The following is a 15,452-nucleotide window of genomic DNA, read 5'->3' as shown; positions in this document are numbered from 1 at the left end:
AAGGCTTCAAGGCCGTCCGCCAAGGCTCGATTTGCCTAAAACCCCAGTTCAGAGCTGACAAATTCTCTCGCTGCCAAGGCGACCAAGTGCGGGAGCTATCCCTATAGAGAGAATCTGGGTGAAGTCCCCTATATCTACTACTTACTTTTGATCTCTTAACAGACATACCTACTACTTGGCAGCCTTGGCAGGGCCCTTCGATTCCAGTCGGGAGTAGGGCTTCCTCCAGCCGAGGTCACCTTGGCAGGACCTTGCCGGCCTTGGCAGATTGGGCTTCCAGCTCGACGGCGGACCCAACTTCGAGGATGTTCTGCGCGTTCAGGAACGGGCGTGCCGCTGGACCACCCGCTCGATGAGCTCATCGAGCGTTCGGCGCCCCGAGATGTAGTCCTCGGCATCGACGCGCGCTTCATGGCTGGGACGAAGGCCGTCGAGGCGAAGATCGTCGAACGTCCTCTGAACGCTGCGACGACGGCGCTCTTGCTCTTCCGGCGGGAGGATCATTTCCCCTCCCCGTCGCTTGAAGTCATGTGGTCACTGTAGACGTCCGAACCCAACGTCGGAAAGGTGCACCGTTCGTGACAAACGCCGCGCATAGAGGCACCATGACCGCAGTGAACATCACCCCGTTCCCCCTCTTCCTCACCCTCGAAGAGGCGCCGCTCTACGGCTACGACCACCGGCAGGACGATGCCATGACGTTCGCTCGGCACGAGGTCGTCGGCATCGAAAAGCTGGTGCCTGGTATCGGCGTCGAGGAGATCCACAAGTACTGCTGGTCGGAGGAGCGTGTGAACGCGGACGCCGTCCGAACCACCGAAGGCGAGTTCCGCTTCGAGTACACGGCGGCACAGCTCGACGTCATCCTGGACCTGGCCGACGCGAACGGCATCCGCGCCTGGGACGCCGCCGCGTTCATCGCCCAGCAGATCTTCCGCAACCTGACCATCCTCGACTCGACGAAGAACCCGGTGACGACGCTCGACGCCCTCCCGAAGCACGATGGTGTCGACCAGCGTTCGTTCCACGGCAATTCGAACTTCCCGCTGAGCGTCGAACCGCCGTCCTGGTTCCCGAAGAGCGGCATGCCGAACGTGACGTTCAGCGGACGGTGACGGCGGGCTGGCGCTCGACCGAGGCGGAAAGGCAGCGCCAGACATCGTTTTGACGCCAGTCTCGCGTGTCTCACTCATCGAGCGCCACACGTGCCAGCGACGCCCTCGAGAGCCGTCGCGCGCAGTGACCGACCAACCTCCGTGAGCACGGCACGTAGGAGTCAGTCAGCCCCAGCTCTTCTTCAGCGTCTCTACGTGGAACCGCACGTTATCGACCATCGAAACCGTCTCGGGCGCGAGCACCCATTGCTGCTGAATGCCGTCGAGAAGCGCTGCAGTCGACTCGACGATTAGCCGGGTGGGAGCGCCTCTTTGAATGCTGCCGTTGGCCTTCCCGTGCTCGACGGCGTCCACCAGCCAGGAGCGGACGCTGTCATAATGGCGGCGTATCCATGGGTGTCCCGGATGCGTGGGTGCTGTCGCTTCAGCCGAGATGCGAACGAACAGTTGAACCCACTGCGGCCTCGTCGAGTTGTGTGCCGCAAGAGCAACGAGGGCATCGAACGCGTCCCACCCCAGCGGCGGTTCCCCGTCACCGAACAAGAACTCACTGTCCGAGCGCTCCTGCTCATCGAGAACTGCGCTCAAGAGAGCGGCCTTCGATGGGAAATGGTGCAGGAGCCCGCTCTGCGAGACACCTGCTTCGACGGCGACTGCAGCGATGGACATCTTGTGGAACCCGTTCGCGGAGATGTGTGCCGCCGCTACCTGAATCGCACGTTGTCGAGTGCGCTCCCCGTCGCGCTGCGGCGCGGACTTCTCAACGGGCGCTGCATACTGCGATGGAAAGGACACGCGATTTCAACCTCAGATCGTTCGGACGGCGCTACTCGGCTCCGACTGTTCGAAGGCCCCCCGGGGAGCCAGGTCTAGGGTACCCCGCACATCCCCCAGGTTCCGGCCAACGTAAATTCTTCCCGCGTCAATCGAAGTCCACGCATCAGCGTCGCTATCCCAGTGACGCTGCAGACGAATATCGCATTCCACTTCGACGCGAGCCTCTGCGCCCGGGCCGAGCTCGACCTGGGACCACCCGATAAGCCGGATAGGCTGCTCCTCGTCTATGGGCTGCAAGTACACCTGCACCGTCTCACGCCCGTCGAAGTCCCCGGCGTTGCGGACCGTAACTGCTACGACGGTCGCCGCGCCATCACCAGCTCGTTCGATCACACTCGGCTCGGTGTACTCCCACGTCGTGTACCCGAGCCCGTGACCGAACCAGTACGCGGGGGCATGGCCTTGCGCATACCAACCGCGGTGACCAACGAAGGCACCCTCCGTGTAGCGCAGGTCGCCCTTCACCGGAGTGGTGGTCCATGCCGGCCCTTCTCCGTCCGCCTGCGGGAAGGTGGTGACCAACCGCCCCTCGGGAAGGATGTCGCCGAGCAACGCCGCGGCGACAGCATGCCCGGCCTCCTGCCCCGGAAGGCCCACGAACAGGATGGCATCGACAAGATTCGCCCACGGCATCAGGACCGGGGTTGCGGCGTTGACAACGACGACGGTGCGTCTTGCTTGTCCCGCCACTGCGGCGACGAGCGCATCCTGGTGACCCGGCAGGGCGAGGGTGCTCTTGTCCTGACCTTCCGTCTCCTGGTCAGGCGTATTCCCCACGACGACGACGGCGGTGTCTGCAGCTGCCGCTGAGGCGACGGCCCGGCTGATGGCAACTGCCGGGCTGCGACGCGCCTCCGCGACAACGATCCCGACAATCCGCTGCAGTTCGGTTCTCTTGGTGGTGGCAACTATGAGGTCACCCGGGTTCACCCTCATGGTGAATGCTTGGCTCCGCGGGCGGAAGAACCCCCCACCGGGACCCTCATGGAACGGTATCTCGAACGCTTCCTCCCGACCGGCAATCTCAACGTGCCAACGTCCCGGGCCGCGAACCCCGACCTGCAGGTCAGTAGGTTCAGCCACCTGAAGTCGAGCGCTGAGTTCGATCTGTGCAGCGTCCGCGAGCCATCCGGTTCTGCTGTCTTCTAGCTCGGCGACGTCCAAGTGCCCGTCGTGGGTGACTACTCCCGCATCGTTGAAGACTCGCACACGAATACCAGGAACGCCGGTCATGGGGTGACTGACGCGGCTCGTCGGCGCGGCGGGAAGGACCATGCGCGTCTCTACCCCGTCGGTGACGGTGACGTTCTCGCCGCCGAACGCTGCGCGGAGACCGTCCGCGATGCTGACAATGTGCGGCGGACGCACCTGGGCGGATCCTCCACCCTGCGCGATGGTGTCGATTCCATGTCGGCCGATGACAGCGATGTTTCCGCCCTTGGCGGTGAGTGGGAGCGTCTGGCTATCGTTCTTCAACACCACCATGCCGCGTGCGGCGAGGTTGATGAGTTGCGTCGAGCGCGCTTCGCTCGCCGGAGCAGGAAGACCCTTCTCCCACGTGCGTTTCTCACCGAACGCGCCCACACGCGAGGCGAGAAGCAGGATCCGTCGCAGGTGCTCGTCGACGACGGTCTCCGCGACCGCTCCAGAGCGAACCTCATCCGCAAGCGACTCAGACCATGCCGTCACCGGTCCCGGCATGACCAGATCCAACCCCGCGGTGACACTTTCGACGCAGGAACCGGTGGCGAACCAGTCGGAGACGACGACTCCGTCGTAGCCCCACTCTTCTTTCACCACGCCCTCCAGCAAGGCGCTGTGCTCGGTGGAAGGCGTGCCGTTGACCTTGTTGTAGGCGGCCATGAGCGTCCAGGGATTCGCATCTTCCAGCACAATCTGGAAGGGCGCGAGGTAGACCTCCCGCAACGCCTGGTCGCTCATCACCGCGTTTACTGTGGTGCGCTCCGTTTCCGATTCATTGCCCAGGAAATGCTTGAGGCTCGCCCCGATCCCCCTGCGCTGCAGCCCGCGCACGTAGGCGGCGGCCAGGAGTCCCGTGAGGAGAGGATCTTCGCTGAAGGCTTCGAATAGGCGCCCGCCCAATGGCGTGCGGTGGAGGTTGATGGTCGGCCCGAGAACGACGTGCGTTTCCTGGTCGATGGCTTCCTCGGCGAGGAGCTCACCGACCTCGCCTAGAGCCTCGGCGTTCCAGGTCTGAGCGAGCAGGCTGGCATTCGGAAGCAAGCAGCTCTCCCGTCCGCCGACGACCACTTCACCGCGTACACCCGTCGGGCCATCCGACAGCACCACCGGGTCCAAGCCGATTGTGTCGTTCCCGGCGAGAGCGAAGAACGCACCCCCTGACAGCAACTGGATCTTCTCGTCGAGGCTAAGGGCGGCGATAGCCTCATCGATTTGAGAATCGAGGTTCGCGTCTGTCATTTGGAGCCTTTCACGGGCAGAATCAGTGCGGCACCGACCACTGCGACAACGGCGGCGATGACGAGCATGAGGTCGTAATTCTGGCCGGTACCGATTCCGATGAGGAACGCGGACACGGCGGGGGCAAGCACCTGCGGGCCAGCCATGGCGATGTTGAACACGCCGAGGTCTTTGGCTGCGTTGTCCGGGTTTGGCAGGACGTCGATGACCAGGGCCAGGTCTACCGCGACGTAGATCCCGAATCCGATTCCGAGGACAACTTCTGCCCAGAAGAAGGCCGTGGGCTCGCTGGCATGGACCAGCAGGTAGGTTCCTGCCGCGAAAATGAGGGCGGACGCAACAATGAAGGGCTTGCGGCGCTTCGTCTTGTCGGAAAGCCACCCAGCCAACTGCCCCGCCACGACCAGCGAGATCGTGTAGCAGAGTACGCCGGTCGCCATGATTCCGGCCGCCGTGGGAGCATCCAAACCGAACTCGTGCTGAATCCACAGCAGGCGGAACGTGACAAACATGAAGTTGGCGAGCACCAGGAGGAACCGCGATGCCCAGGTGAGCGCGAAGTCCGGGTGACGCAGCGGGTTCACCCAGAACGTCAGGAGAATGGTTCGCAGCCCGCCTTCACTACGCGGGCGGTGCGGGAGCTCCTTGTCAGGAAGAACAAAAGCATAGAGCACGGTGAGGGCGGCACCGATGACTCCCGGGATGAGCAACAGCAGCAGGATATTGGAGCTCAAAAACTGCGCGGCATAGGCGGCACCGAGAGTAGCGGCTTGCTGGGCAACACCGATGGCGCCGCTGACCTTGCCTCGCTGCATCGGTGGGAGCTGGTCGGCGATGGTCGCTGTATGAGCACTGATGGCGGCGTTAGCAAGCATCTGCGCGAGAACCCAACCGACTCCAACGATGAGAGTGTTCGGGGCGACGCCGATGATGATAAGAGCGAGAACGACACCTACTGAGCCGACGACGAGCCAGGGGCGACGCCTGCCCCAACGTCCCGTGGTGCGGTCGCTGAGACGGCCGAAGATCGGATCGAAGAGGAGGGCAGCGAGCGCCCCGATTGACGTGATGGTGCCGAGCGTCCCAACGACCTGGTCTGCGGGCAGCAACTCTTGAAGCTTGAGCGTGAGTCCGGCAGTGAGCGGGGTCAGCACAGTGAGCATGATTCCGAGGCGCGCCGCGATCATTGCGGAGATCACCTTCCACGTCGCGCGCTGCGTCGGGGCGGGAATCAGGGGTGCTGCGTGTCGTTCGTCCGCTTGGGGCGACGCGGTGCGCGTGATGGGGGGTTCGGCATTGGACACGTGGTCTCCTCATTGAGTAGAAGTACCGACCGAGCACTCGGTCGGTACACTGATGATATGACCACGTCCGCTTGCGGTCAACTACGACCGTGCGGCATATCGAGGTCCGGAGGAGTGCACCCAAATGATCTACGCCGTTGCAGCTCTCGGCGCCCTGGTCGGCGCGATCACCGGCCTTGTCGGCGCCGGAGGCGGAATCATCGCCGTTCCTTCCTTGATCTATATCGCCGGCGTCCCACTGCCGACCGCCGTATCAACTTCGCTCATCATGGGCGCTCTCGCTCCGTTGGGGGCGATCATCCCCAGACTTCGGGGCGGAGTGGACTGGCGGACGGCCGGCGCCGTCATTGTCGGCGGCATACCTGCAGCGTTCGCAGGCACGTTTATCGGCTCCCTCCTGCCAGATGAGATCGTGCTCGTAGGCTTTGCCACATTGATGCTGGTCGCGGGCGCACAGATGCTCCGAGGTCGTCGTGAAAATGGCGACGACCGCCTGGCGCGTCCGAAGCTGTGGATTCTTCGCGCCCTGGGAGTCGGCGTAGCGGTGGGGTTCCTCACCGGGCTGCTCGGCGTGGGCGGCGGTTTCATCACCGTCCCTGCACTCGTCGCACTCCTCGGACTTTCGTTGAGATTGGCTATCGGAACATCGCTGGTTGTGACGGTGGTGAACGCGCTTGCCGGCATCGCTGCACATGCGTCGGTCACCCAACCAGACTGGGCCATCGCTCTTGCGTTCGGTATTCCGTCAGTCATTGTCGCGTTCGCGAGCGCACTCGTGGCACGCCGCCTCCCCGAGCGGGTCCTCCGCATCTGCTTCGCCACGCTGGTCCTCCTCGCAGGCGCCGGTACTGCAATCCAGGCGGTCATCGGAATTGTGACCGCGCACTAGGGGCCGATTCCGAAGACGCGAGCCCGCCCACTGCGCCCGGATCCTCAGATTGCATACCCCCCGGGGGTATGGTGTTAGTGTTCATTGAGATACCCATCCGGGGTATTGCGCGTTCGCTCGTTCGGAATCCTCGTGGTTCCCCAGCACCCGCGTGATACCGCAGCACCTTCACCAGCCAACCGCCACAAAGGACTCCGGCATGACCAGTCACGATCCACTCCCCATGATCCAGAACAGCTCTGGCTGCTGCTCGCCTATCCTCACCAGCTCCCTTGAGGCTGATCCGCCCGCCACCGCTTGCTGCTCCGCGCAGTAGCCGCGCCAACCGATGAGGACGGCGTCCGTCGGACAGGAGGCGGTATTCGATCTGTCCCAGTCGACTCCTCGCGACCACATGAAGCACTTCGTCGTCGATGCAGCACGTACAGACGAAACGGACGCTGACATCACGCGCAAAGCGCTATCCACCACCGTCGCCCTTCACGACCGATCCCAACCACCTCACCACCCTGCGCGGCTCTCGAACTCACTACTTCTGGCTCTGAAATGACACACCACCCGACACCCCCTCCCCACCCCGCGGCCCTGTTGGTCATCTCTACCGCCCAGCTGATGCTGGTCCTGGACGACACCATCACGAATATCGCCCTACCCGCAATCGCAGCGGAGTTCTCTCTCGCGCCGGCGGCCCTCCCGTGGGTCATCAACGCCTACATCTTGGTCTTCGGCGGTCTGCTTCTGCTCGGCGGAAAACTCGGCGACGTTTTCGGACGCCGCCGGGTCCTTGCCATCGGCCTAGCCATCTTCATCGCAGCATCCGCAGTTGCCGGGCTCAGCTGGAGCGGCGAAGCGCTCATCATCGCTCGCGCGGCCCAAGGCCTGGGCGCGGCGATGGCCGCACCCAATCTGCTCGCCCTGATATCCACCACGTTCGACGAAGGCCCCGCACGCAACAAGGCGTTCGCGGCGTACGGAGCGATGTCGGGCCTTGGGATCATCGGCGGCGTTCTCCTCGGCGGAATACTCGCATCCACGTTGGGATGGCGGTCGGTGTTTCTCATCAACATCCCGGTTGGGGTCGCCCTCCTGATTGGAACGCGACTGCTTCCCTCAACGCCCCCTCACCGACAGCGGCTCGATATTCCCAGCGCCGTTGTCGGAACTCTTGGCCTCATATCGCTGGTTCTCGCAATCACTCAGGCGAGCGAAATGGGTTGGGCAGCACCACCCGTACTCATCTCGGTCATCGTCGGTGGTGGCCTTCTCGTCGGATTCGTCATCATGCAGCGCACCCGCCAGGAGCCGATGCTTCCGCTCTCCGTCTTTCACGACATCAGCCGAAGTGTCTCCTACGTTGTGGTGCTCTTCATCGGCGCGGGTCTCATGGGCACCTTCTACCTACTGACCCTGTACTTCCAGAACGTCGCAGGGATGGGCCAGATGATGACAGGTTTGGCGTTCTTACCGTTCAGTTTTGGGGTCATCATCGCCAGCGTCATCGGCGGCAAGTTGGCCGAGCGACTTCCTGCCCGCCTCCTCGCTGCTGCAGGTCTCGTAATCTCTTCTGGCGGACTATTCTCGCTTGCCGCCATCAAGCCGGACACCGCATACTTCCCGCACATTGCTATCGGCCTTTTCCTCGCAGCACTCGGTCTCGGTGCCGCCTTCGTCGTCCTGACACTGACCGCAGTACGTGACCTCCCCGTGGGCACGGCAGGCGTCGGGTCGTCCCTGGTGAACAGCGCGCAGCAGATCGGCGCCGCCCTCGGCCTGGCCGTTTTCACCGCCGCGTCAGCTGGAGCTGCCGCGACCTCAGAAGCTGAAGCGCTCACGCCAACGTCCGCGGGCAACGGAACGGCGTTTATCGTCGCCGCCGCACTCATGCTCGTCGGGGCCATCATCGTTGCCATCGGCGTGCGCACGCCAGAGGCAAGGGTGCATTCGTAGACAGGAAGGTGCCCGGTCGGTGGGAGACCGACCGGGCACCCCGGGCAGAATCAGACGAGTTCCGCAGTGTCGCCTGGATTCAGCGCCACGATGACCTCGCCCAACCCGGCCTGCTCGAACAGCTCCTTGATCTCCGAAGCACTCTGACTGAAGTGCGCCCAGGAGTCCTCATGAATGGCGACTACCTTCTTCGCCTGAAGCCGCTGAGCCGCCTCGAGCGCCCGTTCGTTGCTGAGAGTGATGTAGCTTCCGTCAGCGATGACATCGAACTTCGCGCCGCCGACGAACAGCACAGCGATGTCCACCGGGCCATAGCGCTCGACGATATCGTCCACGACATCCATCTGCGAGTTATCGCCGCTGACGTAAACGGTCGGGAGCCCCGGCCCGGCCAAGTGGAACCCGATCACCGGCCCCAGCGCTTCCCACACTCCTTCCGGGCCATGCTTGGCCGGCAACGCTGTGATGGTCAACTCCCCACCGTCCGGGAGAGGCACAGTGCGGGAATCGTGCTCCGCCAACCCGACGACGTTCGGTCCGAAGTTCGCAGCGACCTCCTCCGTCGTGTATGCGAGCGGCACCATCGTCAGGAAGCCGCGACCGCTGACATCGAGGTTGTCGATGTGCTCGTGGGACGCGAGCGCGATGTCGATCTGGCCGAGCTCTTCGGGCGTGAAAGCGGGGGCTGCGTTTTTCACGACCGGACCAGCGATGGGGTGGTGGTAGGTCTGCGGTGCATCGAACGTCGGGTCGGTGATGATCCGAACACCGCCGATGCTGAGCACGGCGGTGGGCCCGCCGACGAGAGTGACTGAAGTGGACATGTGATGCTCCTCGGGAGGGTTCAACTGTTGCGTTCGGACAGGGTCTGCGCGGTGACATCTTCCGCACCGTGGAGGACGTAGATGACGTTTCCGTCGTCGTCAAAGACAGGTTCGTTGTGGGGCTGCCAGTAGCGCTCCTCGTATGTGCCGTCTGAGCGCTTCATGTCGTACCTCTGGGGTGCAAGTACCAGAGATTGACCAGTGTGCAGGACCTCTTCGAGGGAACCGCGGAGTACCTCCGTGCCGTTCGCGGTCGGGTCGTCCGGGTTATCGGGGAAGACCTCGAGAATGTGCTTCCCCACGGAGCTCGCACGCTCCTTCAAGGTTGCGGCGAGGAATGAATCGGTCGCCGCAACCACTCGTAGATCCGGGTCGACGGCGATGTACTGGGCGTTGATGGCGTTGAACAGGCGCTCGAAGTCAGGCGGCTGGACGGACGTTGTCATACTGAGCCTTTCTGTCATGGCAGAGGCCACCTCGATGTGGCAGTGCGGAAAGTCAATACGGATCGGGTCGCCGCCTCCAGTGCAGATTTCGTACCCCCGGTCTGAATGGCTTCGATGCACAAGGCGCATAGCGAACGCGTGCCCTGCGCACATACCCTCGGATCGCCGTTCAGCGACGGTGGTGGCGAGGTGATCCCATGGCCGAGTCCTCCGCTCCCCGAGCGGTGTTCTTCGTGTCCGACAGCACTGGAATCACCGCGGAGACCTTGGGGAACGCCTTGCTCTCCAACTTCCCGGGCTTCGCGTTCGTCAGAAGAACTGTGTCGTTCGTCGAGACGCTACGGGAGGCGGCCGCCGTCGTTGCGCTCGTACATGCGGCTGCGGAGATGGGTCCCCCTCCAATCGTCTTCATGACCGCCAAGAATCCGGAGATCGGTCTGGCCCTCGCGAACGTTCCGGCCGTTCTTATCGACCTGCTCCGCGGGCATCTGACCAGCATCGAAGCGACGCTTGGGGCGTCCGCAACACCAGAATCGGGTCGGTACCACTCTCTTGCTGACACCGACCGGTACTTCACCCGGATCAAAGCCATCGAATACACCATCGAGCACGACGACGGTCAAAGCTTGCGCCGGCTAGACCGCGCGGACGTCATCATCATCGCGCCGAGTCGGTGCGGAAAAACGCCGACCTCCATGTACCTCGCGCTCCAGCACGGACTGCACGTCGCGAACTATCCACTGACCGATGACGATCCACCGAGCGACGACCTGCCTCCCCGGATCCGCCCATTCTCGTCGAAGTGCTTCGGCCTCACCACCACGCCTCAGCGACTCAGCCAGGTCCGACATGAGCGTCGGCCCGAATCTCATTACGCCAGCCTCAACCAGTGCACGACAGAGATCCGCAGAGCAGAGCATCTCTACCGCAGCGCAGGCATCCCCTTCCTCAACTCTTCAGCGAAGAGCGTCGAGGAGATGTCCGCCGTCGTGATTCAAACCCTCAACCTGCGTTAGCAGCCCGTCAAAGGAGACAAGCATGACCAACGTTCTGTGGTTCCATCAGGTCGGGATGTCCGACCTTGGCCGAGTGGGAGGAAAGAACGCCTCCTTGGGAGAGATGGTGTCGCACCTCACCGATTTGGGGGTACGTGTACCCCGCGGCTTCGCCACGACCGCTGACGCGTACCGTGAATTCATCGCTCACGGGGCGCTCGGGTCCACCATCGCGGATGTCATCGCACGAACCGACGTCGACGACGTCATCGAACTTGCTCGGGTCGGCGCGGATATTCGCCAGCTTGTCCTCGCCCACCCTCTTCCCCAGACCCTCGAGAACGACATTCGAGCAGCATTCGAAGAACTCGTCGCGTCCGATCCCGAACCGGCATCGGTGACCTGGGCTGTCCGATCTAGCGCGACCGCGGAAGACCTTCCTGACGCGTCATTCGCCGGTCAGCAGGAGACCTACCTCAATGTTGGCGGAATCGACAACATCCTCGATGCGATCCGCGCAGTGTTCGCGTCGCTGTACAACGACCGGGCCATTGCCTACAGGGCACACCACGGATTCGACAGCGTGGACGTCGCCATCTCTGCAGGAGTACAGCGCATGGTCCGCTCTGACCTCGGAGCATCGGGTGTGATGTTCACCATCGACACCGAATCAGGTTTCGACGAGGCTGTCTTCATCACCAGCTCATACGGCCTCGGTGAGGCAGTGGTTCAAGGGGCGGTGAACCCAGACGAGTTCTTCGTGTCCAAGCCCGGGTTGCGCGAAGGACGCCCAGCAATCCTGCGGCGCTCGGTCGGCGAGAAGAGCACAGCCATGCGCTACACCGACCGGGTCGATGCAGGTAAGAGCACCGCCTTCGTCCCCGTTCCCGAGTGGGCGCGACGCGAGTTCTCGATCACCGACGCTGAGGTCGAAGAACTCGCTCGTCATGCCTTGACCATCGAAAAGCACTACGGGCGCCCGATGGACATTGAATGGGCGAAGGACGGGATCGACGGCAACGTGTACATCTTGCAGGCGCGGCCGGAGACTGTCGTCTCCCGCGCCGCAGCGAACGTCCTCACACGCTTCGCCCTTCGCCGATCCGGAGACGTCCTCACTGAGGGCCGTGCAATAGGTCAGCGAATCGGCGCAGGCACGACGCGTGTGCTCGACAGCGTGGACGACATGCGCCACTTTCAGACGGGGGATGTGCTCGTCGCTGACATGACCGATCCCGATTGGGAACCGATCATGAAGCGTGCTGCAGCTATCGTGACGAATCGAGGGGGACGCACGTGTCACGCCGCGATCATCGCGCGCGAACTCGGCATTCCTGCGGTCGTGGGAACCGGCAACGCCACTGCGGTGCTCAGCGACGGCACGGACGTCACGGTCAGCTGCGCCGAGGGCGACACCGGCTTTGTATACGCCGGCCTGCTCGGCTTCGACGAGGAAGTGACAGAGCTCGACCACATGCCACCGCCTCCGGCTCGCATCATGATGAACGTCGGTACGCCGGAGCAAGCTTTCTCGTTCTCACGTCTGCCGCATCACGGTGTCGGCCTTGCCCGGCTGGAGTTCATCATCAATCGTCAGATCGGTATCCACCCGAAGGCGTTGCTCGATCACTCGACCCTGCCCTCCGTTCTGCGGCAGAAAGTGGACGAACGTATCGCGGCCTACCCGTCGCCCAGGGAGTTCTTCATCCGGCGCGTCGCCGAAGGCATCGCGACAATCGCCGCGGCGTTCGCACCCGAGACGGTCATCGTTCGACTGTCGGACTTCAAGTCCAATGAGTACGCCAATCTCCTCGGCGGAGAACTCTACGAACCGAAGGAGGAGAACCCCATGCTCGGGTACCGCGGTGCGTCGAGGTACATTTCGGACGACTTCCGCGAATGCTTCGCGATGGAATGCGAAGCGCTGCGATTCGTTCGTGACGACATGGGCCTGCGCAACGTGCAGGTAATGGTGCCGTTCGTACGAACACTCGATGAGGCTGCCGCTGTCACGGACCTGCTGGCAAGTAACGGACTACGACGGGGCGAGAACGATCTGAAGGTCATGATGATGTGCGAGCTGCCTTCAAACGCGGTTCTCGCCACCGAATTCCTTGAGTTCTTCGACGGATTCTCCATCGGTTCCAATGACATGACGCAGCTGACGCTGGGCCTGGACCGAGACAGCGGAATCATCGCTGCGTCCTTCGACGAGCGCGACCCCGCCGTGCTGAAGATGCTCTCGCTGGCGATCACGGCGTGTAAAGCTCAAGGGAAGTATGTCGGGGTGTGCGGCCAAGGTCCCAGCGACCACCCGGAGCTTGCCCAGTGGCTGGTGGAGCAGGGTGTCGACTCGATGTCCCTCAATCCGGACACTGTCGTACAAACCTGGTTGAGGCTATCCAACTCGGAGCGAGTCCCTGTGTGAGCTGGCGTCGGGTGGGCGCCGATACTTCGGCGTCCGCCCGAGAGTCAGGCTGTCAGACTCTTCGGCCTGAACCACGTCGGATACGCCCGAGCTAGGGTCTCCGCTCCGCGAAAGCCGACGTCACCATCAGCGATTGCGACAGCGCACTGTCTTTTCCCCCACCAGAGCTCATTCAGTACGCGGAGATCTACGGTGACCGTCAAGTCCGGTTCCCGTTCGGGTGTCCCCACGCAGGCACCTGACCCGTGTTCGTCGACGAACATCCAAGCCTCACCCGGGTTCTGGTCGGGGAAACGAAACGCGAGGACGACACCTCCGCTGGGAAGACGGTCGCGCTGTAGCCCGAGGTGCATTTGCCATAGGAGAGCCCCCACATTCAAGTCTGCATCCGTCGAAGGCGACACCCTCCAGTCCAGTGTCCACGCGCCCAACGCTTCGAGGACCGGGCGTAGTGCGAGGCCGGACGCTGTGAGACGGTATTCGCCAGTGTCCGACGAATGCTCCACAACACCGATCCGTACCAGGTATCGCAGCCGCGTTGCGAAGAGGGTGCGGGACATCGTCGGCAGAGCCCGGTGGATGGCGTTAAACCGGGTGCTTCCGACGAGCATCTCGCGGACGATGAGAAGCGTCCAACGGTCAGCGATGAGGCGAGCGCCGATTGAGACCGGGCAGTAGTCTGTCGGAGGCACCCAGCCGTCTCGCGCGCCAGTCAACCGCGGTAGCGCGCCGTTCGTTTCAGGCATGTTCCTCCTTCGGCGACCTACGCCCGGGAACTCAGGTGGGCCCGTCGCTGCAGCACCTCGGCACTCACGTCGCTGAGAACCGAGCGCAAGGCATCGACGATGATGTCGAACTCAGTCTGCTCCGCCACGAGCGGCGGAGCAACGTTGATGATGGCAATGTCATCATCGAACGCTACTCGGGTCAGCACGCCCAGCTCGCGGAGCTTCCTCTCGAGTTCGAACGGGCCCCAGATATGTCTTCCGTTGGGAGCGCCGGATGGTGCGGAGGCAAGTTCGACGGCCCAGAGATATCCGGCTCCCCTCACATCGTGGACCACCTCAAGGTCCAGGAGCGACCGCAACCGCTCCTCGAGAGCGGTTTGCCGTGCGGCGACCTGGCCGAGGAGGTCGATGCGCTCCATGATCTCGAGATTCTTGAGGGCGACAGCGGCCATCACAGGGTGGCCTCCGAACGTATTTCCGTGAAGGAACGAGGCACCGGGATCCAGGAAAGGTGTGAACACTCGGTCTGAGGCGATTACCGCTCCCATCACGGCATGCGCGGAGGACAGCCCCTTCGCAGTCACGATGATGTCTGGGTCGAGTCCGAATCGGGCGCTTGCGAACCATTCACCGCAGCGACCGAAGGCCGTGATCGTCTCGTCCGCGATGAGAAGCAAACCGTAGGTGTCGCATAGCCTCCGCAAACCGGCGAAGTAGCTCGGTGGGGCAGTGAGCATGCCGCCGTGGTTCTGCACAGGCTCCACGATCAGCGCCGCGATGGTGGAAGGATCGTTTATCAAGATCTGTTCTTGTAGTTCGTCGAGCAGCGCCTGGACGGCGTCCTCGACAGAATCGGCGCCGGGGTCGAGCAATCGCCTAGTGTTCGAAATCCGAATGCTCGGAACCAGCATCGGCGTGAACTGTTCCCGCAGGTGGTCGAGTCCGTTCAGCGAGAGTGCGCCCAGTGTCGTGCCGTGGTATGCGGACTGCCGGGAGATGACTTTCCATCGATCCTCACCGTTCGCCAGGGCAAACGCGCGGGCGAGTTTCCAGGCGGCCTCGACCGATTCTCCGCCGCTCGGAACGAAGAAGACGTGGTTCAACCCAGCCGGCGCTAAAGCGGCCAACCGGTCCGCGAGCTCTATGGCACGCGGGTGCGTCGAACCCCAGGACGAGTGGTATCCGAGCTGGCAATACTGCGCGAACGCTGCTCGACCCATCTCCGCACCGTGCGAATAGCCCAGGTTGACGCAATACAGGTTCGACAACGCATCGAGATACCGATTCCCTGCATCGTCGATGAGATAGCTTCCTCGCCCTTCGACGAAAACCTGCGGGGTCTCTCCACCCATGTCGGCGAAGTGCCGCCAGAGGTTCTGTACGGGAGCGTCGCGAGTTTGCGGATCGGTCGGCATCTCACCCTCCTCGTTGCGCCCTCGTCGGCGCCAACACTGAAACTGTGCCATCCGTCACGGGGTCTACTATGTGCATCAGGCA

Annotated in this window: 13 protein-coding genes; 5 read left to right on the top strand and 8 right to left on the bottom strand. The window is 63.0% G+C overall.

Annotated elements, in window-relative coordinates; translation table 11 throughout:
* Window positions 1–318 precede the first annotated feature (318 nt).
* On the bottom strand, window positions 319–504 hold the full coding sequence (locus HWD99_RS18745; RefSeq protein WP_374205442.1) for an antitoxin VbhA family protein: 186 nt from the start codon (window positions 502–504) through the stop codon (window positions 319–321).
* A gap of 101 nt (window positions 505–605) precedes the next feature.
* Between HWD99_RS18745 and HWD99_RS01785 the strand changes: the two genes are divergently transcribed.
* Window positions 606–1,115, top strand: a complete 510-nt coding sequence (locus tag HWD99_RS01785; protein ID WP_241794522.1) for a hypothetical protein — start codon at window positions 606–608, stop codon at window positions 1,113–1,115.
* Between the two features lie 165 nt (window positions 1,116–1,280).
* Here HWD99_RS01785 and HWD99_RS18640 read toward each other — a convergent pair whose 3' ends face one another.
* Genes HWD99_RS18640 through HWD99_RS01770 form a run of 3 tightly spaced genes read right to left on the bottom strand, consistent with a single transcriptional unit; the run spans window position 1,281 to window position 5,698 of the window.
* Window positions 1,281–1,910: a TetR/AcrR family transcriptional regulator gene (locus HWD99_RS18640; protein WP_308220668.1), complete on the bottom strand. Its 630-nt coding sequence runs from the start codon at window positions 1,908–1,910 to the stop codon at window positions 1,281–1,283.
* Window positions 1,911–1,922: 12 nt separating this feature from the next.
* The gene (locus HWD99_RS01775; protein WP_241794520.1) at window positions 1,923–4,394 is read right to left on the bottom strand and encodes a beta-glucosidase; all 2,472 of its coding nucleotides are present in this window, start codon (window positions 4,392–4,394) and stop codon (window positions 1,923–1,925) included.
* Window positions 4,391–5,698, bottom strand: coding sequence for an MFS transporter (locus HWD99_RS01770; protein WP_241794519.1), 1,308 nt, complete (start codon window positions 5,696–5,698; stop codon window positions 4,391–4,393). The genes HWD99_RS01775 and HWD99_RS01770 overlap by 4 nt, the downstream gene beginning before the upstream one ends.
* A 124-nt stretch (window positions 5,699–5,822) precedes the next feature.
* Here HWD99_RS01770 and HWD99_RS01765 point away from each other — a divergent pair, with 124 nt between their 5' ends.
* Together HWD99_RS01765 and HWD99_RS01760 are read left to right on the top strand one after the other, a co-directional pair.
* Window positions 5,823–6,587 carry a sulfite exporter TauE/SafE family protein gene (locus HWD99_RS01765; protein ID WP_241794518.1) on the top strand — a complete coding sequence of 255 codons (765 nt, stop codon included), beginning with the start codon at window positions 5,823–5,825 and terminating at the stop codon, window positions 6,585–6,587.
* A 612-nt stretch (window positions 6,588–7,199) separates the two neighbouring features.
* A complete protein-coding gene (locus HWD99_RS01760) occupies window positions 7,200–8,534 on the top strand; it encodes an MFS transporter (RefSeq protein ID WP_241794517.1) in 1,335 nt (444 codons plus the stop codon).
* A 50-nt stretch (window positions 8,535–8,584) separates the two neighbouring features.
* Here the strand turns inward: HWD99_RS01760 and HWD99_RS01755 are convergent, their stop codons facing one another.
* Together HWD99_RS01755 and HWD99_RS01750 are read right to left on the bottom strand one after the other, a co-directional pair.
* A complete protein-coding gene (locus tag HWD99_RS01755; protein ID WP_241794516.1) occupies window positions 8,585–9,358 on the bottom strand; it encodes an MBL fold metallo-hydrolase in 774 nt (257 codons plus the stop codon).
* A gap of 20 nt (window positions 9,359–9,378) precedes the next feature.
* Window positions 9,379–9,804 (bottom strand): PAS domain-containing protein, encoded by a 426-nt coding sequence (locus tag HWD99_RS01750; RefSeq protein WP_241794515.1) that lies wholly within the window; start codon window positions 9,802–9,804, stop codon window positions 9,379–9,381.
* A 197-nt stretch (window positions 9,805–10,001) separates the two neighbouring features.
* On the opposite strand from HWD99_RS01750, the gene HWD99_RS01745 reads away from it, so the two are divergent.
* On the top strand, window positions 10,002–10,820 hold the full coding sequence (locus tag HWD99_RS01745; RefSeq protein WP_241794514.1) for a pyruvate, water dikinase regulatory protein: 819 nt from the start codon (window positions 10,002–10,004) through the stop codon (window positions 10,818–10,820).
* Window positions 10,821–10,842: 22 nt separating this feature from the next.
* Window positions 10,843–13,227, top strand: a complete 2,385-nt coding sequence (ppsA, locus tag HWD99_RS01740) for a phosphoenolpyruvate synthase (RefSeq protein ID WP_241794513.1) — start codon at window positions 10,843–10,845, stop codon at window positions 13,225–13,227.
* A gap of 44 nt (window positions 13,228–13,271) precedes the next feature.
* On the opposite strand, the gene HWD99_RS01735 is transcribed toward ppsA, so the two are convergent.
* Together HWD99_RS01735 and HWD99_RS01730 are read right to left on the bottom strand one after the other, a co-directional pair.
* Entirely contained in the window at window positions 13,272–13,973 is a 702-nt protein-coding gene (locus tag HWD99_RS01735; protein ID WP_241794512.1) for a helix-turn-helix domain-containing protein, read from the bottom strand.
* 17 nt (window positions 13,974–13,990) lie between these two features.
* Complete coding sequence (locus tag HWD99_RS01730) at window positions 13,991–15,370, bottom strand: aminotransferase class III-fold pyridoxal phosphate-dependent enzyme (protein ID WP_241794511.1); 1,380 nt, start codon at window positions 15,368–15,370, stop codon at window positions 13,991–13,993.
* Window positions 15,371–15,452 lie beyond the last annotated feature (82 nt).

Origin of the sequence: Microbacterium sp. C5A9, assembly GCF_022627955.1 — a bacterium.
Classification (GTDB): domain Bacteria; phylum Actinomycetota; class Actinomycetes; order Actinomycetales; family Microbacteriaceae; genus Microbacterium.
The sequence above is the reverse complement of the archived record's forward strand: the minus strand, read 5'-3'. Positions and strand labels throughout refer to the sequence as shown.